Consider the following 20,590-nt stretch of genomic DNA (forward strand, 5'->3'; position numbering starts at 1 on the left):
CGGTCGATGAGCAGCCGACTCGCGCACACCTGGCGACGATCGCTGCAGCTGCGGGTCGTGACCTCGACCCTCACGCTGTCGCTGATCGTCATGTTCGTGCTCGGAGTGGTACTCACGAGCCAGATCACCGACCGACTGCTCGAAGTGAAGATCGACGCGGCGACCGAGGAGATGGATCGCTCGCGCGCACTCGTCGAGGGACAACTCGCGGGCGCCGACGACTCCGGCTCGCTCGCGGTCCGCCTCGACGGTGCCGCGGCGATCCTCACCAGCCGCGGCAGCGACGGGGGACAGGACACCGGCGTCGCCGGAACCTTCGACCCCGTCCTGATCGTCCCCGGCGACGGTCCGCGGGCCCCCACCTCGAGCGGACCCGCCGACCAGATCCCGCAGAACCTGCGCGCCTTCGTCCAGAACGGGCAGATCGCGTACCAGTTCGCGACGGTCGCCGATCCCGACGGCTACACCGGGCCGGCCCTGATCATGGGCAGCCCCACCGACTCCGACATCTCGACACTCGAGCTGTACCTCGTCTTCCCGCTCGGCGGTGAGGAACGCACCCTCGCCCTCGTCCGCGGCACACTGCTCGTCGGCGCCGTGGTCCTGCTCGTACTGCTGGCCGCGATCTCGATGATCGTCGCGCGGCAGGTCGTGCTGCCCATCCGGTCGGCCTCCCGGATCGCCGTGCGCTTCGCCGACGGACGGCTCAAGGAACGCATGCCGGTCCGCGGTGAGGACGATATGGCGCGCCTGGCGATGTCGTTCAACGAGATGGCCGAGAGCCTGTCTCGGCAGATCACCCAGCTCGAGGAGTACGGCAACCTGCAGAAACGGTTCACCTCCGATGTGAGCCACGAACTGCGCACCCCGCTCACGACCGTCCGTATGGCCGCCGACCTCATCCACGACGGCAGCGACGAGCTCGACCCCGTCCTCAAGCGGTCCTCCGAACTGCTCGTCGCCGAACTCGACCGCTTCGAGAGCCTCCTCAACGACCTGCTCGAGATCAGCCGGCACGACGCGGGTGTCGCCGAACTCGCCTCCGAACGACTCGATCTGCGGATGTGCGCGCGTGCCGCCGTCTCGACCGTGCGGCACCTCGCCCGCGAGACCGCCACCGAGCTGATCGTCGACCTGCCGGACGAGTCCGTCGAGGCCGACGTCGATCCCCGCCGCGTCGAACGCATCCTGCGCAACCTGCTCGCCAACGCGATCGATCACGGCGAGGGCAAGCCCATCCTGCTGCGTTTGCGCGCCGACGACGCGGCCGCGGCCTTCGTCGTGCGCGACCAGGGCGTGGGTCTGCGACCCGGGGAGGAGAAGCTCGTCTTCAACCGGTTCTGGCGCTCCGACCCGTCGCGGGTCCGGCGCTCCGGCGGCACCGGCCTCGGTCTCGCCATCAGCGTCGAGGACGCCAACCTGCACAACGGCAAGCTCGAAGCGTGGGGCGAACCGGGACGAGGCGCCAGCTTCCGGCTGACCCTCCCGCGCGAACGCGGACGTAAGGTGGGACGCAGCCCCCTGCCTCTCGTGCCCAGCGCCGCGAAGGCCGTGCAGGGCAAGCCCCCGCCGGGTGACGACACCCCGGAGCGGCCGGCGACGGGAGAGACCCCGACCGACCCCGCGAGCACACCGTCCGAAGGAGCCAGTACATGAGCCGCTCGACTCCGCGTGCAGCGGGCGTGCTCGTCGTACTCCTGACCGTGGCCGGACTCGTGCTGTCGGGATGCGCCACGCTGCCCGATTCCTCGTCACCGCAGGCCATCGGAACCCTCGAACGCGGCCCCGCGACCACCGAGGTCGCCGCGCCCGTACCCGGTCGCGAACCCGACCTGCTCCTGCGCGACTTCCTGCAGGCGAGCACGGATCCGACCAACCGCCACCGCGCGGCCCGGCAGTTCCTCACCCCCACGATGTCCGAGTCCTGGGACGACGCGGCGAGCGCGACCATCGTCGACAAGGTCGACGTCCTCGTCGAGGAACGCGACGGCGACAGCGCCACCTACGTGGTGCGGGCGAGCACCGTCGGCTACCTCGAGGAGGGCGGCATCTACCGTCCCGCAGACGGGGAGTTCGAGGCACGCTTCTCTCTCGTCCGCGCCGACGGGGAGTGGCGCATCGACCGGTTGCCGGCCGGCGTCATCATGGACCGCCCCCGCTTCCTCAACACCTATCAACGCCGCTCGCTGTACTTCCTCGACCCGACCGGCAACGCCGTCGTCCCCGACCCGCGCTGGATCACGGGCACACCCGAACAGACGGCCTCGCAGCTGATCGGATTGCTCGTCGAAGGGCCGAAGGAGGTCCTCGCGCCCGCGGTCAAGAACCTCCTCGAGGACGTCACCGTCATCGGCTCGGTGACGAAGGCGGACGGCCGCACGACCGACGTCGGCGTCGGACTCGGCGGCATCCGCATCGACTTCCAGGGGGTCGGCTCGATGGGCCGGCAGGATCGCGAACTGCTCGCCGCGCAGGTGATCTGGACCCTCGCCAACGCCGACATCAGCGGTCCGTACCACCTCCTCGCCGACGGCCAACCCCTCGACGAACGGTTCCCGAACGGCTGGACCACCGCCGACGTGGCGTCCATGAACCCCCTCGCTGCGTCGAGCGTGACGGTGGGTCTGCACGCGCTGCTCGACGGGACGCTGGTGAGCGTCGCCGAGACCGGCGTGACACCGGTCCGCAGCTTCTTCGGCATGTCCGACGACCTGCAGTCCGTCGCCCTGTCGCTGGACGGGGAACTCGTCGCCGCGGTCGAGAACACGGGTAAACCGGCACCGGAGCCGGCCGTGCAACTGATGGTCGGTGCGTACAGCGAAGGCGCCGCCGAACCCGCGGTCGACGGCGAGTCGATCACCCGGCCGTCCTGGTCGCCGAACAACAACTCGGTGTGGGCCGTCGTCAACGGCACCGCGGTGGTGCGCGCGGTGCGCGAACCCGGCACCGGGCGGGTCACCGTGGTCGGCGTCGAAGCGGGTGCGATCCGCGCCCTCGGGGGCCGCATCACCGAGTTACGTTTGTCGCGCGACGGTGTCCGCGCCGCCCTGATCATCGACGGACGGGTCTTCGTCGCAACGATCGTACCGACCACGACCGGCGAGTACTCGCTCACCAATCCGCGCGAGATCGGCTTCGGCCTCGGCGGTCCCGCGCTCGCCCTGGACTGGAGCACAGCCGACACCATCGTCGTCTCCCGCGCGTCGGCCGACGTGCCCGTCGTGCAGGTCGCGGTGGACGGCTCGCGCATCGACGCACTCCCGAGCCGCAATCTCACCCCTCCGGTGGTCGCCGTGGAGGCGTCCACGGCCAGCGAGTTCGTCGCCGATTCCCGGACGGTCTTCCAGCTCAACAACCGCGATCCCGCGGGCGACCGGTACTGGCGCGAGGTACCCGGACTGGCCGGCATGGCGGCCATCCCCGTCCTCCCGGGCTGAGCGCGCCGACGGTGACGTCCCGGGCGTCGGTGTCGATGGTGACGCCCGGGCGTCGGTGCCGACGGTGACGCCCGGGCGTCGGTGCCGACGGTGACGCCCGGGCGTCGGTGACTTCGGGCACACTCCCGGTGTGCTCACCGCCCTTCTCGATCTCGTCCTGCCCGCCCGGTGCGGTGGTTGTGCCGCTCCCGGAGCGAGCTGGTGCCGGGCGTGCGCACGCGAGCTCTCCGATCATCCCGTGGCAGTCGCGCCGCGCGTCGACCCCGGGATCCCGGTGTGGAGTCTGGGCCCGTACACCGGCCCCAGGCGCCGCGCGGTGATCGTCGCGAAGGAGCGTGCCCGTCGGGATCTCGCCGAGCCGCTCGGGCTCGCGTGGGCCGTCGCGATCGCGCGGCTGCGCCGATGGAGCGAGCTGCCCGAGGGTCCCTTGATCGTGACGCCCGCCCCCACCCGGGCGCGTGCGGCGCGGGCACGCGGAGGCGATCCCGTCACGCGTGCCGCCCGGGCCGCCGCGACCCACGACCGTCGCCTCCACGTGCATCCGATCCTGAGTGTGGCGGCCGGGGTGCGTGATTCGGTGGGGCTCTCGGCAGCCGACCGGCAGCGCAACCTCGCCGGCCGTGTCGGGGTGCGCGCCGACGGTCTGCCGCGCACGATCCCGGTCCTCGTCGTCGACGATGTGCTCACCACCGGAACCACCGCGCGCGAGTCGGTGCAGGCACTCCGACGCGCCGGATTCGACCCTCTCGGAGTGCTCGTGATCGCCCACGCGTGAGCCCGCGGACGGGCCCGGAAAGTACCTCACCGAGTGACCGGAAGGCGACGCGATGTGAAATCACGCGGGAACGGTGGCACACCTCCGCGTTACGTACTACCGTCGCCATCAGACCCGGAAACAACAAGGTAGACGGGTGGAAACGCCTGTTCTTCCGATTCCGGGCGAGCGCGCTCTCGCGCTCATACATCATGCCGGCGCGCGGGCTGCGCCGGCCGTAACTCGGGAGGTACGCGTGACGACCCCTTCGAAGTCCAGAGGTTCCGTTGCAGAGGCCGATGCCGCCACGGAAGGCCCCCGTGCCGACGTTGTCGTGAAAGGACGCAACGTCGAGGTCCCCGATCACTTCCGGATCTACGTCTCCGAGAAACTCGCTCGGCTCGAACGTTTCGATCCGACGATCTTCATCTTCGACGTCGAGTTGCAACACGAACGCAACAGGCGTCAGAGGAAGAGTTGTCAGCGGGTCGAGATCACTGCCCGCGGAAAGGGACCTGTCGTACGTGCCGAGGCCAGTGCCGACAGCTTCTACGCTGCCTTCGAGTCTGTGATCAGCAAGCTCGAATCGCGCCTGCGACGGACGAAGGAGCGCCGCAAGGTCTCCTACGGTGAGAAGACGCCCGTGTCCGTGGCGGAAGCCACCGCGGCCCTCGCCCAGGACGACGAGCTCGCCATCTCGCCCGACCTGTCGCTCGGCGACAGCGAGAAGGAACCCCAGGACGGTCCCGGTCGCATCGTCCGGACGAAGGAACACAACGCTCAGCCGATGACCGTCGACGACGCCCTCTACGAGATGGAACTCGTCGGTCACGACTTCTACCTGTTCCACGACAAGGAGACGGACAAGCCGTCCGTGGTCTACCGGCGACACGCCTTCGACTACGGTCTGATCAGGCTCGTGTGACACTGCCGGGAGTGACCGAAGGCACCTCGCCATCGCGATCACTCCCGCGCAGCGCCTACCATGGAATCCGGCCGGGGTCCGACAAGGCCTCGGCCGGATTTCTTGTCCGTGCAGGTACCCGAGATTGAGGACGAACACACCAGTGCTGTCGCTGACGAAGCTGCTCCGGATCGGTGAAGGTCGCATGGTCAAGCGGCTCAAGCACATCGCCGAGCATGTCGATTCCCTCTCCCCGGACTTCGAGGCCCTGACCGACGCCGAGCTCCGGGCCAAGACGGATGAGTTCCGGAGCCGCTATCAGGACGGCGAGACGCTCGACGATCTGCTTCCGGAAGCCTTCGCGACCGCCCGGGAGGCGTCCTTCCGTGTGCTCGGCCAGAAGCACTATCTCGTCCAGATCATGGGTGGCGCGGCGCTGCATTTCGGCAACATCTCCGAGATGAAGACCGGTGAGGGCAAGACCCTCACCTGCGTGCTGCCGGCCTACCTCAACGCGATCTCCGGCGACGGCGTCCACGTCGTCACGGTCAACGACTACCTCGCCAAGCGCGACGCCGAGTGGATGGGCCGCGTGCACCGTTCCCTCGGACTCGAGACCGACGTGATCCTGTCCGGAATGACCCCGGCCCAGCGCCGCGCGGCCTACTCCGCCGACATCACCTACGGCACCAACAACGAGTTCGGCTTCGACTACCTGCGCGACAACATGACGCACTCGCTCGACGACCTCGTCCAGCGTGGCCACAACTTCGCGATCGTCGACGAGGTCGACTCGATCCTCATCGACGAGGCCCGGACCCCGCTGATCATCTCGGGTCCCGCCGACGCGTCGAGCAAGTGGTACTCCGAGTTCGCGCGCATTGCCAAGCTGCTCGAGCCGGAGCTGCACTACGAGATCGACATCCGCAAGCGGACCGTCGGTGTGCACGAGGCCGGCGTCGAGTTCGTCGAGGACCAGCTCGGCATCGACAACCTGTACGAAGCGGCCAACTCGCCGCTGGTGAGCTACCTCAACAACGCCATCAAGGCCAAGGAACTCTACGCCAAGGACAAGGACTACATCGTCCGCAACGGCGAGGTCGTCATCGTCGACGAGTTCACCGGCCGCGTCCTGTCGGGCCGCCGCTACAACGAGGGCATGCACCAGGCGATCGAGGCCAAGGAAGGCGTCGAGATCAAGGCCGAGAACCAGACGCTCGCCACGATCACGCTGCAGAACTACTTCCGCCTGTACGACAAGCTGTCGGGCATGACCGGTACGGCCGAGACCGAGGCCGCCGAGCTCCACCAGATCTACAGCCTGGGTGTCATCCCGATCCCGACCAACCGCCCGATGGTGCGCGTCGACCAGGGCGACCTGATCTACAAGACCGAGGAAGCGAAGTTCGCGGCCGTCGTCGACGACGTCGTCGAGCGTCACGAGAAGGGCCAGCCGGTCCTCATCGGTACGACGAGCGTCGAGCGATCGGAATACTTGTCCCGGCAGTTCACCAAGCGCGGTGTTCCGCACAGCGTGCTCAACGCGAAGTTCCACGAGCAGGAAGCGCAGATCATCGCGCAGGCCGGCCGGTCCGGCGCGGTGACGGTCGCGACGAACATGGCCGGTCGCGGTACCGACGTCGTGCTCGGCGGCAACCCCGACATCCTCGCCGACATCGAGCTGCGTAAGCGCGGCCTCGACCCGGTCAACACGCCGGAGGAGTACGAGGCGGCCTGGGACGAGATCCTCGAGCGGATCAAGGCCGAGTCGAAGGCCGATGCCGAGAAGGTGCGGGCCGCCGGTGGCCTGTACGTGCTCGGCACCGAACGGCACGAGTCGCGTCGTATCGACAACCAGCTCCGTGGTCGTTCCGGTCGTCAGGGCGACCCGGGCGAGTCGCGGTTCTACCTCTCGCTCGGCGACGAGTTGATGCGCCGCTTCAACGGTGCGGCGCTCGAGTCGATCATGACGCGGCTGAACCTGCCCGACGACGTGCCGATCGAGGCGAAGATGGTCTCCAAGGCCATCAAGAGCGCGCAGACGCAGGTCGAGCAGCAGAACTTCGAGATCCGCAAGAACGTCCTCAAGTACGACGAGGTGATGAACCAGCAGCGCACCGTCATCTACGAGGAGCGCCGCCGGATCCTGCGCGGCGAGGACCTCGAGGGTCAGGTGCAGCACATGCTCACCGACGTGATCACCGCCTACGTCGACGGTGCGACTGCCGAGGGCTACGTCGAGGACTGGGATCTCGAGCAGCTGTGGACGGCGCTCAAGACCCTCTACCCGGTGGGTGTCGACCACAAGACGCTCGTCGCCGAGAACGAGGACCTCGACCGCAACGGTCTGCTCGAGGTCCTTCTCGAGGACGCCCGCGCCGCCTACACACGTCGCGAGGCCGAACTCGAGGCCATCGCCGGCGAGAATGCGATGCGCGAACTCGAGCGTCGCGTGCTGTTGTCGGTCCTCGACCGCAAGTGGCGCGAGCACCTCTACGAGATGGACTACCTCAAGGAGGGCATCGGCCTGCGCGCCATGGCGCAGCGCGATCCGCTCGTCGAGTACCAGCGCGAGGGCTTCGACATGTTCACCGCAATGCTCGAGGGCCTGAAGGAGGAATCGGTCGGATTCCTGTTCAACCTCCAGGTCGAGGCCGCGCAACAGCAGCAGTCCGCGGGTGTGGCGGTCACGCCGGCCTCTGCGGCGGCCGCCGCGCAGGCGGCCCCGAGCCTCGCCAAGGCTGCTCCCGCCCGACCGGCACAGCCGGCCCCGACGGCACAACAGGCACAACCGGCGCAGGCGGAGCCCGCACCGGCCGCGCTGCGGGCCAAGGGTCTCGACGAGACCGAGCGGCGCCTGACCTACACCGGTCCCGACGAGGACGGCCGCGCCCACGTCGCGCGTACGACCGCCGGTTCCGACGCGGGCTCCGCGCCTCGGCAGGCGGGCACCCGCAAGGAGCGTCGTGCCGCGGCCCGGCGCGACGCGAAGACCAACCGGCGGCGCTGAACGCGCTGAGTCGAAGACTCACATGCGGTGCTGAGTCGAAGACTCACATAGGCGCTGAGTCGAAGACTCACATGCGGTGCTGAGTCGAAGACTCACGACCACCCCACGACCCTGTGGCTCACCCGAGCCACAGGGTCGTGATCGTCCAGCGGTGCGGAGCACGAGGACGGGGACGCTTGCGCACCATCCGGCCGGCGAAGGCGAACACCCGGTCCCCGCGGCCGTAGCTGCCGAACAGTTCCACGGTGTCGGTGTCGACGGGACGCACCCGCGTCCGCAACAGCACCGCGGTGCTGCGTCCGGCACGCGGAGGCCGGGCCGCGGTGATCGTCGCGACGAGACGTGGGTCGAGGACCGTGGTGGACTGGACCGCGGGACGGCGGCCGTCGACGACCTCGAGGACCAGGCGCACCGCCGTCTCCGCGACCCGCACGACACCCGGATCGAGCACGATCGCAGGCCGGTCACCCGGTCCGGTGGCCGGACCTTCGGTGCCCCGGCCGTCGACAGGACGTCCCGTTCCGTCGCGGCGGAGCGGGGCGCGTCCCGAGCGTCCGTCGTGCGGCGTGGGCCGCCGGGCGACGTGGCTGCGGGGACGGTGGCAGGTCACCTCGACAGGAGGTTCGAGGTGGGTGAGGCGGCGCACGTAGCGCCCGGTGTGATGCGGCATGGACTCTCCCGGAGGGCATGAGAACGGATCGTCACGGTGACACCGTGACGGCGGATGATTCGGGAGAGGACGAACCGCGCACATGATGCCATATCGCCGGGCGACGGTCCCGGTTCGACGCGCGCGGGATGCGCTGCGCGAGCAGGACGTCCGGGACCTACGGTGGTGTCGTGATGCGAGGACTCGTACTCGATGTCGGTGGCGTCCTGGTCGGACCGGGAAGCGACCCCGACACCTTCGGCGCGGCCGTGACGGTCCTGCGCGCGCGTGGGGTGCGGACCGCCCTGCTGAGCAACGATCCCGGTGGGCCCGGCGCGCAGTGGCTGCGCGATCTCGAGGGCCCGTTCGTCGACCGCGTGGTGCTCTCGGGTGACACACGTGTCGCCAAACCCGACCCCGAGAGCTACCTGCTGGTCGCCCGGCTGCTGGACCTCGAACCCGGCGAGTGCGTCTTCGTCGACGATTCGGTCGGCAACGTGCGAGGCGCCGCCGCTGCGGGGATGGTCGGCGTACACCATGATGGTTCACACGACGCGCCGGGCGAACTGGCCGTACTCTTCGATTTCGATCCCGAGGAGATCGGGATCGGAGCCGTGGACGGCACCGAGTCGTGGTGGCGGCGCTCGGGAGGTTCGGGGCAGGAGGGGGAACGGGGTCGATGACGAGCCGGATGACGGCGCAGGACGCGTCGTACTACTACCTGGAGACGAGCAACACGCCGATGCACGTCGGGTCGCTCGCGATCCTCGAACCCCCCGAGGGCGGTCTCGACTACGAGAGCGTGCTGCGGTTGGTCGAGCAGCGACTGCCCGAGGTGCCCCGTTACCGGAAGAAGGTGCGGGAGGTCGCATTCGGGCTCTCGCGACCCGTCTGGGTCGACGACCGCGACTTCGACATCACCTACCACGTGCGACGCTCCGCGCTGCCGAAACCGGGCTCCGACGAACAGCTGCACGACCTCGTCGCGCGTCTGGTCTCGCGACCGCTCGACCGCACGCGACCGCTCTGGGAGATGTATCTCGTCGAGGGGCTCGCGAACGATCGGGTGGCGCTGTTCACGAAGTCGCATTCGGCGCTCGTCGACGGCGAGGAAGCCCTCGACATCGTCCAGGTGCTCTTCGACAAGGAGCCGGTGCCGCGTGAGGTCCCCGAGGAATTGTGGATGCCCGAACGCGAACCGTCGGAGTCCGCTCTGCTCGTCGGAGCGCTCGCCGAACTCGTCGCGCGCCCGGGGGAGGGGATCGCCGCCGTGCGATCGGCCGTGGGCGATCTCACGGCGACGCTCACCGAGACCGTCGACGCAGTGGGCCGGATCGCACGTACGGCTGCGCAGTCGGCGCCCGAGACGCCGCTGAACACGCAGATCTCGAGGAGCCGCCGGTTCTCCGTGGTGCACTCCGATCTGGAGCCCTACCGCAAGATCCACTCCCGCTACGGCTGCACGATCAACGACGTGGTGCTCGCGGTCCTCGCCGGCGCGCTGCGGTACTGGCTGCTCTCCCGCGGGGAGCCGGTCACCGAGGCGACGGTGGTGCGGGCGATGGTTCCGATGTCGGTGTACACCCAGGATCCGGACGACTGCGGCGACAACGACACGATCCAGGTGCACCCGCAGGGCGAGGTGTCGTCCTTCCTGCTGGATCTGCCGGTAGGGGAGCCGAACGCGGTGGTCCGTCTGTCGCACATCGCGCACGCCGGCGAGGCCTATTCGCGGCAACGGCGACGCGTGGCGGCGCAGACGATGGTCCGCTTGTCGGGCTTCGCCCCGGCGACGATGCACGCGGTGGGAGCCCGGGTCGCGATGGGTTTCTCGCAGCGGATGTTCAACCTCATGATCACCAACGCGCCGGGGCCGCAGCACCCGCTCTACCTCACCGGAGCTCGGCTGCTCGAGATCTTCCCGGTCTCGCCGCTGCTGAAGAATCAGGCCCTGAGCATCGCGTTGACGTCCTACGACGGCAAGATCTACTACGGTTTGAATGCGGATCGTGATGCGATGCCCGATGTGGACGTGGCAGCGACGCTGATCCAGGAATCTCTCGAGGAGTTGACGGATGCCGGCAGGTGAGAAGTGACGCGTGTCTATGTACCGGCAACGCTCGCGATGTTGCAGGGCCTCGTCGCCGACGGTGAGGTCGACGCGGTGGGCCGGACGGCCTTCGCGGTGACCCCCGCTCTGCGCGAGGCCTACACGGCGGGCGACGACGAGGAGCTCGCCGAGGTCGCGATGGCCGAGGCGGCACGCGCGTCGCTGCGGTTGCTCGGATCGGAGGAGCCGAACGATCACCCGTCCTTCGTGTCCCGTCGGGTGGTGATCGCCGCCGACGTCGACGAGGTGAAGCCGCGACCGGATCTCGACGATGCGGTCGTCAAGCTCACCGGGCCGATCACGATGCGTGCGGTCGCGTCGGTGCACATCGACCTGCAGGAGGCGGAGGCCGACGTCGCGCGGGCACGCGAGATCGTCGATGCCGCAGAACTGGGCGACGAGGAGGCCGAGTTCGTCCTCGGCGACGCGGAGGACCACGAACTGGCGTGGTACGCGGCCCAGGAACTGCCCTTCCTGCTCGAACTGCTCTGACCTCGCATATCGCCACGCCATCGGTGTGACGACCGTCTCTCGCGCAACCTACGCTTCCGTAACCTCTGATAACCTACGGAGCCGTAACCGGAGTGAGGAGAAACGGTCGGATGGGCCTGAAGGAATGGATCGAGAAGCCTGCGGCACACGTCGCGCCAGGAGAGAAGTCGCTCTCCAACGTCCTGCGTGGCGCGGTGGCCCGGCTGACCACCCCTCTGCTCCCCGACGACTACCTGCACCTGGTCAACCCGCTGTGGTCCGCCCGTGAACTGCGCGGGCGAATCGTGTCGGTGCGCCAGGAGACCCCCGATTCCGCGACGATCGTCATCCGTCCCGGCTGGGGTTTCGATTTCGGATACGCACCCGGCCAGTACATCGGCATCGGTCTGCACATCGACGGTCGCTGGCACTGGCGCTCCTACTCACTGACCTCCTCGCCCACCTGGGACGACAAGGTCATCTCCATCGCCGTGAAGGCGATGCCCGAGGGCTTCCTGTCCAGCCACCTCGTCGGCGGTGTCCCCGAGGGCACCGTCGTGCGCCTCGCCGCCCCGAAGGGCGATTTCGTCCTGCCCGACCCGCCGCCGGCGAAGATCCTCTTCCTCACGGCCGGCAGTGGCATCACGCCGATCATGTCGATGCTGCGGACGCTCGACCGGCGTGCGGTCGAGCGCGAACTCGACCTGCCCGACGTCGTGCACATCCACTCCGCGCCGACGGCCGAGAACGTGATGTTCCGGTCCGAGCTCGAGCGTTTCGACGCCACCCACGATCGGTTCCGCGTGCACGTGCGTCACACCCGTGAGAAGGGCAAGTTCGCGCTCTCGGAGCTGGACGAGGTGTGCCCCGACTGGCGCGAGCGTCAGACCTGGGCGTGCGGTCCCCAGCAGATGCTCGACGACATCACCGCGCACTGGGCCGCGGAGGACATCGAGGATCAGGTCCACCTCGAGCGCTTCGCCGTCAGCCGTGCCGACACCTCGGGCTCGGGCGGAACGATCACGTTCGCGAAGTCCGGCAAAACCGTCACCGTGGACGGCGCCACGACGATTCTCGAGGCCGGTGAGAGCGTCGGTGCGCTGATGCCCTTCGGTTGTCGGATGGGAATCTGTCAGACTTGTGTTGTGCCGCTCGAGAAGGGGCACGTCGTCGATCTGCGATCCGGCAAGGAGCACGCAGAGGGCGAACGCGTCCAGACCTGCATCTCCGCCGCTGCCGGCGACTGCACACTGGACGTGTAGACACCGACAGCAAACCTCCGAAGGATCCCGCTTGGCCATCACCGACATCCGCGCGTTCTCTCATCTGACCGAAGACGACATTGTTGCTCTCGCAAACGAATTCGACGCGATTCGACGGGATGTGGAGAATTCGCGCGGCCCGCGGGACGCCCGCTACATCCATTCCGTCATCCGTGCGCAGCGTGTGCTGGAGGTGGTCGGACGCTGCGCGCTGTTCGGTTCGCGTCGACGGTCGCGCTGGATCATCGGTACCGCGGCGCTGTCGCTCGCGAAGATCATCGAGAACATGGAACTCGGGCACAACGTGATGCACGGGCAGTGGGACTGGATGAACGACCCCGAGATCCACTCGACCTCGTGGGAATGGGATCAGACCGGTCCGTCCGAGCACTGGAAGCGCGCCCACAACTACGCGCACCACACCTACACGAACATCGTGGGCATGGACGAAGACGTGGGATTCGGCATCCTGCGGATGACGCGCGACGAGAAGTGGCGTCCGCGCAATCTCGCGCAGCCGATCGCGAACATCGTCCTCGCGCTGACCTTCGAGTGGGGGATCGCGCTGCACGACCTCTCGGCGAAGAAGGAACTCGAGGGCGTCCCGCCCGCGCAGTGGAATTCGGGGCCCAACAAGGAATTCGCGGCGAAGGCCGGCCGGCAGGTCGTCAAGGACCTGGTGTTCTTCCCGGCGCTCACCGGCCCGGCCTGGCGCAGCACGTTGTCGGCGAACCTCACCGCGAACGTGATCCGCAATATCTGGGCGTATCTCGTGATCTTCTGCGGCCACTTCCCCGACGGCGCAGAGAAGTTCACGACCGAGCACTACGAGAACGAGACGCGCGGGGAGTGGTATCTGCGCCAGTTGCTCGGCAGCGCAAACATTTCCGGTGGGCGTGCGATGGATTTCCTCACCGGGAATCTCAGTTACCAGATCGAGCATCACCTGTTCCCGGACCTGCCGAGCAACCGCTACCCGGAGGTCGCCGCCCGTGTGCGGGCGCTGTGCGGCAAGTACGACCTGCCGTACACGACCGGCTCGCTCGCCCGGCAGTACTGGCTCGCCCTGCGCACGATCCACAAGCTCGCCTTGCCCGACCGGTTCCTCAAGGCGACGGCCGATGACGCCCCCGAGACCTCCTCCGAGCGCAAGTTCGACAGGTGGCGCCCGGACGCGCCCGCGGTGGTCACCGAGACGTCCACCGGACGTCGCCGGGGTCTCCTCACGGCGCTGCGGGTCCACGCGGAGCATGCGGTAGCAGAGCGTCGTCGTCGCCGTGGTGAATCGGGTCACCGGCGACCTTCCGTCACTGTGTGATTCGCGCCACAGCTCCGAATCCGGCTAACCTACGGGCCCGTAACCTACGGTAGAGTAGCCCGCATGGCGATATCGGATGTCAAGGAGTACGCGCACCTGACGGAGGCGGACGTCGAGGCCATCGGCCGCGAACTCGACGCCATCCGGCGCGATATCGAGGAGTCCCGCGGTGAGCGCGACGCTCGATACGTCCGCAACACGATCCGGCTGCAGCGCGGCCTCGAGATCGGCGGGCGCCTCGTGCTGCTCGGCTCGAACAAGCGTCCGCTGTGGCTGCTGGGCACGGGCATGCTCTCCCTGTCGAAGATCATCGAGAACATGGAGCTCGGGCACAACGTGATGCACGGGCAGTGGGACTGGATGAACGACCCCGAGGTGCACTCGGCCAACTGGGAGTGGGACAATGTCGACCCGTCGGCGCACTGGAAGATCACCCACAACTACCTGCACCACAAGTACACCAACATCCTCGGTATGGACGACGATGTGGGATACGGCCTGCTGCGCGTCACCCGCGACCAGCGATGGAAGCCGTTCTACCTCGGCAACGTCGCGTACAACGCCATCCTCGCAGCGCTGTTCCAGTACGGCATCGCCATCCAGCTGCTCGAGCTCGGCAAGGTCATCCAGGGACGCGACGACCGCGAGCTCACCAAGGCACGCGGCAAGGAGGTGCTCGCCAAGCTCGGCAAGCAGCACCTCAAGGACTACGTGATCTACCCGGCGCTCACCGGCAAGTCGTGGAAGTCCACGATGAAGGCCAACGCCACGGCCAACTTCGTGCGCAACATCTGGACCAACGCGGTGATCTTCTGCGGTCACTTCCCGGACGGTGCGGAGAAGTTCACGAAGCAGGACATCGAGACCGAGACGCGTGCCCAGTGGTACCTGCGTCAGATGCTCGGCTCCGCGAACATCTCCGGCGGCAAGGTCATGGACTTCATGACCGGCAACCTGAGCTACCAGATCGAGCACCACATCTACCCCGACCTGCCGTCCAATCGGTACGCGGAGATCGCGGTGCGGGTGCGTGAGCTGTGCGAGAAGTACGACCTGCCGTACACCACCGGCCCGCTCGCGGTGCAGTACTGGAAGTCGTGGCGCACCATCGCGAAGCTGTCGCTGCCCGACAAGTACCTCAAGGACGACCGCGACGCCGCCCCGGAGACCGCCTCCGAGCGGGGCTTCGGCGGAGCGCCGGAGATCGATCCGGCCACCGGCCGCCGTGTGGGTCTGGCCACCACCATCGAGAAGACCCGCAAGCGCGGATTCATCCGCCGCGCGCTCGGCATGCGCTGACGGTCACGAGAACGAGCACGAACCCCGGCACCCACAGGTGCCGGGGTTCGTGCGTTCAACCGGGGTTCGTCGGTTCACCAAGGGTCGTTGGACGCGAGCGCCGTGAGCAGTTCGCGCACGGCCATCGCCCGGTTGTGCGACTTGCCCTCCAACGAGTCGAAGGCGCATTCGGGATCGGCGGGCGGGCCGAGATGCGTGCACCCGCGCGGGCAGTCCTCGACCGCTTCGGCCAGGTCCCCGAACGCCGCGACGACGTCGTCGGGCCCGATGTGCGCGAGCCCGAACGACCGGATGCCCGGGGTGTCGACCACCCACCCGCCCTCGGGCAGGTGCAGGGCCACCGACTGGGTGGAGGTGTGCCGTCCCTTGCCCACCCCGGAGACCTCACCGGTGGCGCGGTCGGCGTCGGGGACGAGCCTGTTCACCAGTGTCGACTTGCCGACCCCCGAGTGCCCGATCAGGGCGGTCACGCGACCGTCGATCCGCTCGTGCAGGGCGGTGAGATCGTCGTCCTGACCGACGAGCAGCACCGGGATGTCGAGATCCGTGAAGTGCGCGGCGAACTCGTCGGGATCGGCGAGGTCGCTCTTGGTCAGTCCCAGCAGGGGAGCGAGACCGCCGGCGTAGGCCGCGACGAGTGCGCGTTCGACGAGTCCGGTCCGCGGTGGGGGATCGGCGAGCGCGACCACGATGAGCAGCTGTTCGGCATTGGCGACGACGATGCGCTCGAACGGATCGGTGTCGTCGGCCGTGCGCCGCAGGACGGTGCTGCGGTCCTCGACCCGCACGATGCGCGCGAGCGTGTCGGGGCGACCGGAGAGATCGCCGACGACACCCACCTGATCGCCCACCACGATCGGGGTCCGGCCGAGCTCGCGTGCCCGCATCGTCGTCACGATCCGATCGGGATCACCGCCGAGCGCGACACCCCACCGACCTCGGTCGACGGAGACGACCATGCCCTCCTCGGCATCGAGATGGGCCGGGCGGTCCTTCGTGCGCGGCCGCGAGCCGCGTCCGGGGCGAACCCGGACGTCGGACTCGTCGTACTCCCGCCGCCTCAGGAGTCGCTCCCCGTCAGTAGCGACTCCCACAGACCCTCGAAGTCGGGGAGCGTCTTGGCGGTGGTGCCGATGTCCTCGACCTCGATCCCGTCGACGACGAGCCCGAGGATCGCCCCGGCCGTGGCCATCCGGTGGTCGGCGTAGGAGTGCCAGGTGCCGCCGTGCAGCGGAGCCGGCTCGATGTGCAGCCCGTCCTCGGTCTCGGTGATCGAACCGCCGAGACGACCGATCTCGGTGGCGAGTGCCGCCAGCCGGTCGGTCTCGTGACCGCGCAGGTGCGCGATACCGCGCAGGTCGGAGGGCGAGGCGGCGACCGCAGCGAGGGCCGCGACGGTCGGCGCCAGCTCGCCGACGTCGTGCAGGTCCACGTCGAGACCCCGCAGCTCGCCCGGGCCGCGCACGGTCAGCGTCCCGTCGGCCCACGTCACCTCGGCGCCCATCTGCTCGAGGATGCCGCGGATCGCATCGCCGGCCTGGGTGGTCGACTCCGGCCACAGGGGCACCGAGACGACACCACCGGTGACCGCCGCGGCCGCGAGGAAGGGGGTTGCGTTCGACAGGTCGGGCTCGACGGTGACGTCGACGGCCTTGATGGTCGTGGGGGGCACCCGCCAGGTGTCGGCCTCGGAGGTGTCGACGGGGACCCCGGCCGTGCGGAGCATCTCGACCGTCATCTCGATGTGCGGCATCGAGGGCACCGGTTCGCCGGCGTGGTGGACCACCACGCCCTCGTCGAAGGCGGCACCGGACAGCAGCAGACCCGAGACGAACTGCGAGGACGCGGACGCGTCGATGGTGACGGAACCACCGCGCACCGCACCGCGGCCGTGCACGGTGAAGGGGAGCCGGTCGCCGTCGATGTCGGCGCCGAGGGCGCGCAGGGCGTCGAGCACGGTGCTCATCGGGCGGACGCGGGCCTGTTCGTCGCCGTCGAACCGCACGTCGCCGTCGGCCAGTGCGGCCAGCGGCGGAACGAACCGCATGACGGTGCCGGCCAGTCCACAGGCGACCTCACCTCCGCGCAGGGCACCGGGGGTCACGTCGAGGGTGGTGCCGCCGTCGCGCTCGGTGACGGTCGTGCCGAGCGTGCGCAGGGCCCCGATCATCAGATCGGTGTCGCGGCTGCGCAGCGCGCCGGTCAGGGTGGACGGCCCGTCGGCGAGTGCGGCCAGGATCAGGGCACGGTTGGTGATCGACTTCGATCCCGGCAGCGTCACCGACGCTCGAACCGGGGACACGGCGCGGGGTGCTCTCCACAGACTCACCCGACCATCTTCGCCCATCCGGACCGGTGCGGGCACCCTCGCCCACCCGGTGCGCGCCGGTGTCGGTTCCGTCACCCGGCGATGCCACACTCGACGGCATGTGCGGAAGGTATGTCTCCACGGCCGACCCGGCGACGCTCGCCGTCGAACTCGACGCACTCGACGAGACCGGCGACAGCGGCCGGGACCGGCGCGGGCCCGACTACAATGTCGCGCCGACGACCGAGGTGCTCACCGTCGTCGCCCGGCACGACGGAGACGATCCCGACGGTCCCGTCCGCCGCCGTGTCCGGCGCATGCGCTGGGGACTCGTGCCGCCGTTCGCCGAGGAGGTGGGCGGAAGCGCACCGCTGATCAACGCACGATCCGAGTCGGTCGCCACCAAGCCGAGCTTCGCACGGTCGCTGCGCCACAAGCGGTGCCTCGTCCCGATGGACGGCTGGTACGAATGGCAGGTCGAACCCGCGCCGGACGGCAGACCCCGCAAGGTGCCGTACTTCATGGCGCCCGCCGACGGATCGCGGATCTGCATGGCCGGAGTGTGGGCGGAGTGGCGCGACCCGCGGAACCCGAAGGCACCACCGCTGTCGAGCACGGCGATCCTCACCGCGCAGTCGGTCGAGCAACTCGGCAACGTGCACGAGCGGATGCCGCTGATCCTCCCCGCGGAGCGATGGGACGCGTGGCTCGACCCCGACAGCCTCGGCCACCCGGATCTGATCGTGCCGAGCCTCGAGGCGATCTCGGCGATCGAGATCCGCCGCGTGTCCGCGAAGGTCAACAGCATCCGCAACAACGGCCCCGAACTGTTGCAACCCGACGACGGCGCCGGCGACCAGATGGTGCTGCTGTAGGTGCCGCCGGGCCGCGGTGCTCTACGGCCCGGCCGTGATCGGGGCCACGACCGCACCGGTCAGCCGGATCAGATCGTGCGGATCCAGTTCGATCTCGAGTCCGCGCCGCCCCGCGCTGCACAGCACCCGGTCCCACTGCTCGGCGGAGACGTCGATCACGGTGCGCAGACGCTTGCGCTGCCCGAGCGGAGAGATGCCACCGACGACGTATCCGGTCGCGCGTTCGGCGGCGGTGTGATCGGCCATCACGGCCTTGCCGCCGCCCAGTGCCCCTGCTGCGGCCTTCAGCGACAGCGTCGCCGGGACCGGGATCACCGCGACGGCGAGCTTGCCGTCCGACAGCGACACCACCAGCGTCTTGAAGATCTGATCGGGGGAGACCCCGAGACGTGCGCCGAGTTCCTCGACGGCTTCGGCGCCGAAGGACGACGACCTCGGGTCGTGTGCGTACTCGTGGACCCGGTGCGCGACCTTCTCGCGCTTCAACAACACCGTCGCGGGAGTGGATGTCGAGGCCATCCGATCACTCTAGAAAACCGGAGGTGGGGAACAAGTGCGGCGGGTACGGCGTTGCACACCGACGGGTGGATCCACCGGCCACCCGACACCCGACGATCGGAGAATTCGTGGCAGTGCTGTGCCCGCCTCGACCGGACGCCGTCAGACGTCCCGCCGATCCGGACCCCGACGGACCGGTAGCCTTCTCGACAGGCGTCGATGAAGGGATCGGTGTGATCGAGGAGTCTGTGGAAGAACTGACCGAGCGGTTCGAGCGGGATGCGCTTCCCCTGCTCGATCAGCTCTACGGCGCTGCGCTGCGGATGACCCGCAATCCCTCCGACGCCGAGGACCTCGTGCAGGAGACCTACATCAAGGCTTTCTCCGCCTTCCGGTCGTTTCGCGAGGGCACCAACCTCAAGGCCTGGCTGTACCGGATCCTCACCAACACCTACATCAACTCGTACCGGAAGCGTCAGCGGCAGCCCGCGCAGTACCCGACCGACGAGATCACCGACTGGCAGCTCGCCGCCACGGCCGAGCATTCGTCGACCGGTCTGCGGTCCGCGGAGGTCGAGGCGCTCGACGCGCTTCCCGACGACGACATCAAGGCGGCGCTGCAGGAGCTTCCCGAGGAGTTCCGCATGGCCGTCTACTACGCCGACGTCGAAGGGTTCCCCTACAAGGAGATCGCCGAGATCATGGGGACGCCGATCGGCACTGTGATGTCGAGACTGCACCGGGGTCGCAAGCAGTTGCGGGGCCTGTTGGCCGACGTGGCGCGCGATCGCGGTTTCATGCGGGAGAAGGCCGTGGACGCGACAACCGGAACATCGGATCGGCCCGAGAGCGGAAAGGGAGCACCGCAGTGAGCGAACCCGACTTCGATCGACTCGACTGCTCGGCGGTCATCGCGGACGTCTACCTGCTTCTCGATTCCGAGTGCGACGCCGGTTCCCGCGAGAAGCTGCAGCGGCACCTCGACGAGTGCGGCACCTGCCTCGAGGCCTACGGGATCGAGGAGAAGATCAAATCGCTGCTCAGCCGCAAGTGCGGCGGGGAACACGCACCCGAGGGCCTGCGGGAGCGGCTGATGCTGCAGATCCGCCGCACCGTGGTGATCACCGAGACGGACAGCACCGAGTCGTAGGCGAGTTCCACTCACGCCGAGTCGTAGGCGAGTTCCACTCACGCCGAGTCGTAGACGAGTTCACTCGTACCGAGTCGTAGACGAGACACCCCGAACGTGACAGGGGCCGGAAAGCTGCTGCTTTCCGGCCCCTGTCCGCGTCTCAGGCGTTGGGACGCTTGCCGTGGTTGGCGGCGTTACCCTTGCGGCTGCGCTTCTTGCGACCTCGCTTACCCATGGTGGGATCTCCTTTCTCGTTCATTACAGTGTTTCACGTGCGGTCGAGTGGTCCTGTCGGCAGGTCCGCCGCCGGAGCGTGAAACGAGGTGTTCGATGGCGGAAGACGTACGCGCGGAGATGGTATCGACCGTGTTCGAGGTCGTCGTGCGAGAGGGTGACGTGGTGGCCGAGGGCGACACGCTGGTGATCCTCGAGTCGATGAAGATGGAGATTCCCGTGCTCGCCGAGTCGGCGGGCACCGTGACCTCCGTCGGAGTCTCGGTGGGGGATGTCATCCAGCAGGGCGACCTCATCGCCGTGATCTCCTGACGGCGGATATCTCCTGA

At 68.5% G+C, this 20,590-nt stretch carries 20 protein-coding genes; 15 read left to right on the forward strand and 5 right to left on the reverse strand.

The window, feature by feature from the left end; translation table 11 throughout:
* Positions 1-6: 6 nt before the first annotated feature.
* From mtrB to secA, 5 genes are all read left to right on the forward strand, one after another.
* On the forward strand, positions 7-1,656 hold the full coding sequence (mtrB, locus tag ACNJ7K_RS13335) for an MtrAB system histidine kinase MtrB (protein ID WP_225623585.1): 1,650 nt from the start codon (positions 7-9) through the stop codon (positions 1,654-1,656).
* Positions 1,653-3,437: an MtrAB system accessory lipoprotein LpqB gene (lpqB, locus tag ACNJ7K_RS13340; RefSeq protein ID WP_159417884.1), complete on the forward strand. Its 1,785-nt coding sequence runs from the start codon at positions 1,653-1,655 to the stop codon at positions 3,435-3,437. The genes mtrB and lpqB overlap by 4 nt, the downstream gene beginning before the upstream one ends.
* A gap of 130 nt (positions 3,438-3,567) precedes the next feature.
* The gene (locus tag ACNJ7K_RS13345) at positions 3,568-4,212 is read left to right on the forward strand and encodes a ComF family protein (RefSeq protein WP_159417885.1); all 645 of its coding nucleotides are present in this window, start codon (positions 3,568-3,570) and stop codon (positions 4,210-4,212) included.
* A gap of 235 nt (positions 4,213-4,447) precedes the next feature.
* On the forward strand, positions 4,448-5,116 hold the full coding sequence (gene hpf, locus ACNJ7K_RS13350; protein WP_060651341.1) for a ribosome hibernation-promoting factor, HPF/YfiA family: 669 nt from the start codon (positions 4,448-4,450) through the stop codon (positions 5,114-5,116).
* Between the two features lie 184 nt (positions 5,117-5,300).
* Positions 5,301-8,105, forward strand: coding sequence for a preprotein translocase subunit SecA (gene secA, locus ACNJ7K_RS13355; RefSeq protein ID WP_230789046.1), 2,805 nt, complete (start codon positions 5,301-5,303; stop codon positions 8,103-8,105).
* A 118-nt stretch (positions 8,106-8,223) separates the two neighbouring features.
* On the opposite strand, the gene ACNJ7K_RS13360 is transcribed toward secA, so the two are convergent.
* Positions 8,224-8,775 (reverse strand): Rv3235 family protein, encoded by a 552-nt coding sequence (locus ACNJ7K_RS13360; protein WP_192378495.1) that lies wholly within the window; start codon positions 8,773-8,775, stop codon positions 8,224-8,226.
* Positions 8,776-8,948: 173 nt separating this feature from the next.
* Between ACNJ7K_RS13360 and ACNJ7K_RS13365 the strand changes: the two genes are divergently transcribed.
* From ACNJ7K_RS13365 to ACNJ7K_RS13390, 6 genes are all read left to right on the forward strand, one after another.
* Positions 8,949-9,437 (forward strand): HAD-IA family hydrolase, encoded by a 489-nt coding sequence (locus ACNJ7K_RS13365; RefSeq protein WP_159419175.1) that lies wholly within the window; start codon positions 8,949-8,951, stop codon positions 9,435-9,437.
* Positions 9,434-10,843 carry a WS/DGAT/MGAT family O-acyltransferase gene (locus ACNJ7K_RS13370; protein WP_120279853.1) on the forward strand — a complete coding sequence of 470 codons (1,410 nt, stop codon included), beginning with the start codon at positions 9,434-9,436 and terminating at the stop codon, positions 10,841-10,843. Before ACNJ7K_RS13365 ends, ACNJ7K_RS13370 begins: the two co-directional genes overlap by 4 nt.
* A gap of 3 nt (positions 10,844-10,846) precedes the next feature.
* Positions 10,847-11,356 carry a DUF6912 family protein gene (locus ACNJ7K_RS13375; protein ID WP_120279852.1) on the forward strand — a complete coding sequence of 170 codons (510 nt, stop codon included), beginning with the start codon at positions 10,847-10,849 and terminating at the stop codon, positions 11,354-11,356.
* Between the two features lie 110 nt (positions 11,357-11,466).
* The gene (locus tag ACNJ7K_RS13380) at positions 11,467-12,597 is read left to right on the forward strand and encodes a ferredoxin reductase (protein ID WP_120279851.1); all 1,131 of its coding nucleotides are present in this window, start codon (positions 11,467-11,469) and stop codon (positions 12,595-12,597) included.
* 31 nt (positions 12,598-12,628) lie between these two features.
* The gene (locus ACNJ7K_RS13385; RefSeq protein ID WP_120279850.1) at positions 12,629-13,915 is read left to right on the forward strand and encodes a fatty acid desaturase family protein; all 1,287 of its coding nucleotides are present in this window, start codon (positions 12,629-12,631) and stop codon (positions 13,913-13,915) included.
* Between the two features lie 63 nt (positions 13,916-13,978).
* Positions 13,979-15,214: a fatty acid desaturase family protein gene (locus tag ACNJ7K_RS13390; protein WP_059382247.1), complete on the forward strand. Its 1,236-nt coding sequence runs from the start codon at positions 13,979-13,981 to the stop codon at positions 15,212-15,214.
* Positions 15,215-15,288: 74 nt separating this feature from the next.
* Here the strand turns inward: ACNJ7K_RS13390 and rsgA are convergent, their stop codons facing one another.
* On the reverse strand, positions 15,289-16,308 hold the full coding sequence (gene rsgA / locus ACNJ7K_RS13395; RefSeq protein ID WP_120279849.1) for a ribosome small subunit-dependent GTPase A: 1,020 nt from the start codon (positions 16,306-16,308) through the stop codon (positions 15,289-15,291).
* Positions 16,275-17,561 (reverse strand): 3-phosphoshikimate 1-carboxyvinyltransferase, encoded by a 1,287-nt coding sequence (aroA, locus tag ACNJ7K_RS13400; protein WP_174247124.1) that lies wholly within the window; start codon positions 17,559-17,561, stop codon positions 16,275-16,277. Before aroA ends, rsgA begins: the two co-directional genes overlap by 34 nt.
* A gap of 80 nt (positions 17,562-17,641) precedes the next feature.
* Between aroA and ACNJ7K_RS13405 the strand changes: the two genes are divergently transcribed.
* Complete coding sequence (locus ACNJ7K_RS13405; protein ID WP_059382386.1) at positions 17,642-18,397, forward strand: SOS response-associated peptidase; 756 nt, start codon at positions 17,642-17,644, stop codon at positions 18,395-18,397.
* 21 nt (positions 18,398-18,418) lie between these two features.
* On the opposite strand, the gene ybaK is transcribed toward ACNJ7K_RS13405, so the two are convergent.
* Entirely contained in the window at positions 18,419-18,916 is a 498-nt protein-coding gene (gene ybaK, locus ACNJ7K_RS13410) for a Cys-tRNA(Pro) deacylase (protein ID WP_059382246.1), read from the reverse strand.
* A 212-nt stretch (positions 18,917-19,128) separates the two neighbouring features.
* On the opposite strand from ybaK, the gene ACNJ7K_RS13415 reads away from it, so the two are divergent.
* Both ACNJ7K_RS13415 and rsrA read left to right on the forward strand, forming a co-directional pair.
* Positions 19,129-19,767: a sigma-70 family RNA polymerase sigma factor gene (locus tag ACNJ7K_RS13415; protein ID WP_120283527.1), complete on the forward strand. Its 639-nt coding sequence runs from the start codon at positions 19,129-19,131 to the stop codon at positions 19,765-19,767.
* Positions 19,764-20,045 carry a mycothiol system anti-sigma-R factor gene (gene rsrA / locus ACNJ7K_RS13420; protein WP_088897715.1) on the forward strand — a complete coding sequence of 94 codons (282 nt, stop codon included), beginning with the start codon at positions 19,764-19,766 and terminating at the stop codon, positions 20,043-20,045. Before ACNJ7K_RS13415 ends, rsrA begins: the two co-directional genes overlap by 4 nt.
* 142 nt (positions 20,046-20,187) lie before the next feature.
* Here rsrA and ACNJ7K_RS13425 read toward each other — a convergent pair whose 3' ends face one another.
* Positions 20,188-20,262, reverse strand: a complete 75-nt coding sequence (locus ACNJ7K_RS13425; protein ID WP_022597109.1) for a 50S ribosomal protein bL37 — start codon at positions 20,260-20,262, stop codon at positions 20,188-20,190.
* Between the two features lie 95 nt (positions 20,263-20,357).
* On the opposite strand from ACNJ7K_RS13425, the gene ACNJ7K_RS13430 reads away from it, so the two are divergent.
* A complete protein-coding gene (locus tag ACNJ7K_RS13430; RefSeq protein WP_006550234.1) occupies positions 20,358-20,573 on the forward strand; it encodes a biotin/lipoyl-binding carrier protein in 216 nt (71 codons plus the stop codon).
* Positions 20,574-20,590 lie beyond the last annotated feature (17 nt).

The organism is Rhodococcus shunpengi (assembly GCF_048381395.1).
GTDB lineage: Bacteria > Actinomycetota > Actinomycetes > Mycobacteriales > Mycobacteriaceae > Rhodococcus.

Excerpts from the sequence above, each read along its gene's own strand:
- mtrB (WP_225623585.1), top strand. The coding sequence starts at position 7 with ATGAGCAGCCGACTCGCGCACACCTGGCGACGATCGCTGCAGCTGCGG.
- lpqB (WP_159417884.1), top strand. The coding sequence starts at position 1,653 with ATGAGCCGCTCGACTCCGCGTGCAGCGGGCGTGCTCGTCGTACTCCTG.
- secA (WP_230789046.1), top strand. The coding sequence starts at position 5,301 with ATGGTCAAGCGGCTCAAGCACATCGCCGAGCATGTCGATTCCCTCTCC.
- ACNJ7K_RS13360 (WP_192378495.1), bottom strand. The coding sequence starts at position 8,775 with ATGCCGCATCACACCGGGCGCTACGTGCGCCGCCTCACCCACCTCGAA.
- ACNJ7K_RS13365 (WP_159419175.1), top strand. The coding sequence starts at position 8,949 with ATGCGAGGACTCGTACTCGATGTCGGTGGCGTCCTGGTCGGACCGGGA.
- ACNJ7K_RS13370 (WP_120279853.1), top strand. The coding sequence starts at position 9,434 with ATGACGAGCCGGATGACGGCGCAGGACGCGTCGTACTACTACCTGGAG.
- ACNJ7K_RS13380 (WP_120279851.1), top strand. The coding sequence starts at position 11,467 with ATGGGCCTGAAGGAATGGATCGAGAAGCCTGCGGCACACGTCGCGCCA.
- ACNJ7K_RS13390 (WP_059382247.1), top strand. The coding sequence starts at position 13,979 with ATGGCGATATCGGATGTCAAGGAGTACGCGCACCTGACGGAGGCGGAC.
- aroA (WP_174247124.1), bottom strand. The coding sequence starts at position 17,561 with ATGGGCGAAGATGGTCGGGTGAGTCTGTGGAGAGCACCCCGCGCCGTG.
- ACNJ7K_RS13405 (WP_059382386.1), top strand. The coding sequence starts at position 17,642 with ATGTGCGGAAGGTATGTCTCCACGGCCGACCCGGCGACGCTCGCCGTC.
- ybaK (WP_059382246.1), bottom strand. The coding sequence starts at position 18,916 with ATGGCCTCGACATCCACTCCCGCGACGGTGTTGTTGAAGCGCGAGAAG.
- ACNJ7K_RS13430 (WP_006550234.1), top strand. The coding sequence starts at position 20,358 with ATGGCGGAAGACGTACGCGCGGAGATGGTATCGACCGTGTTCGAGGTC.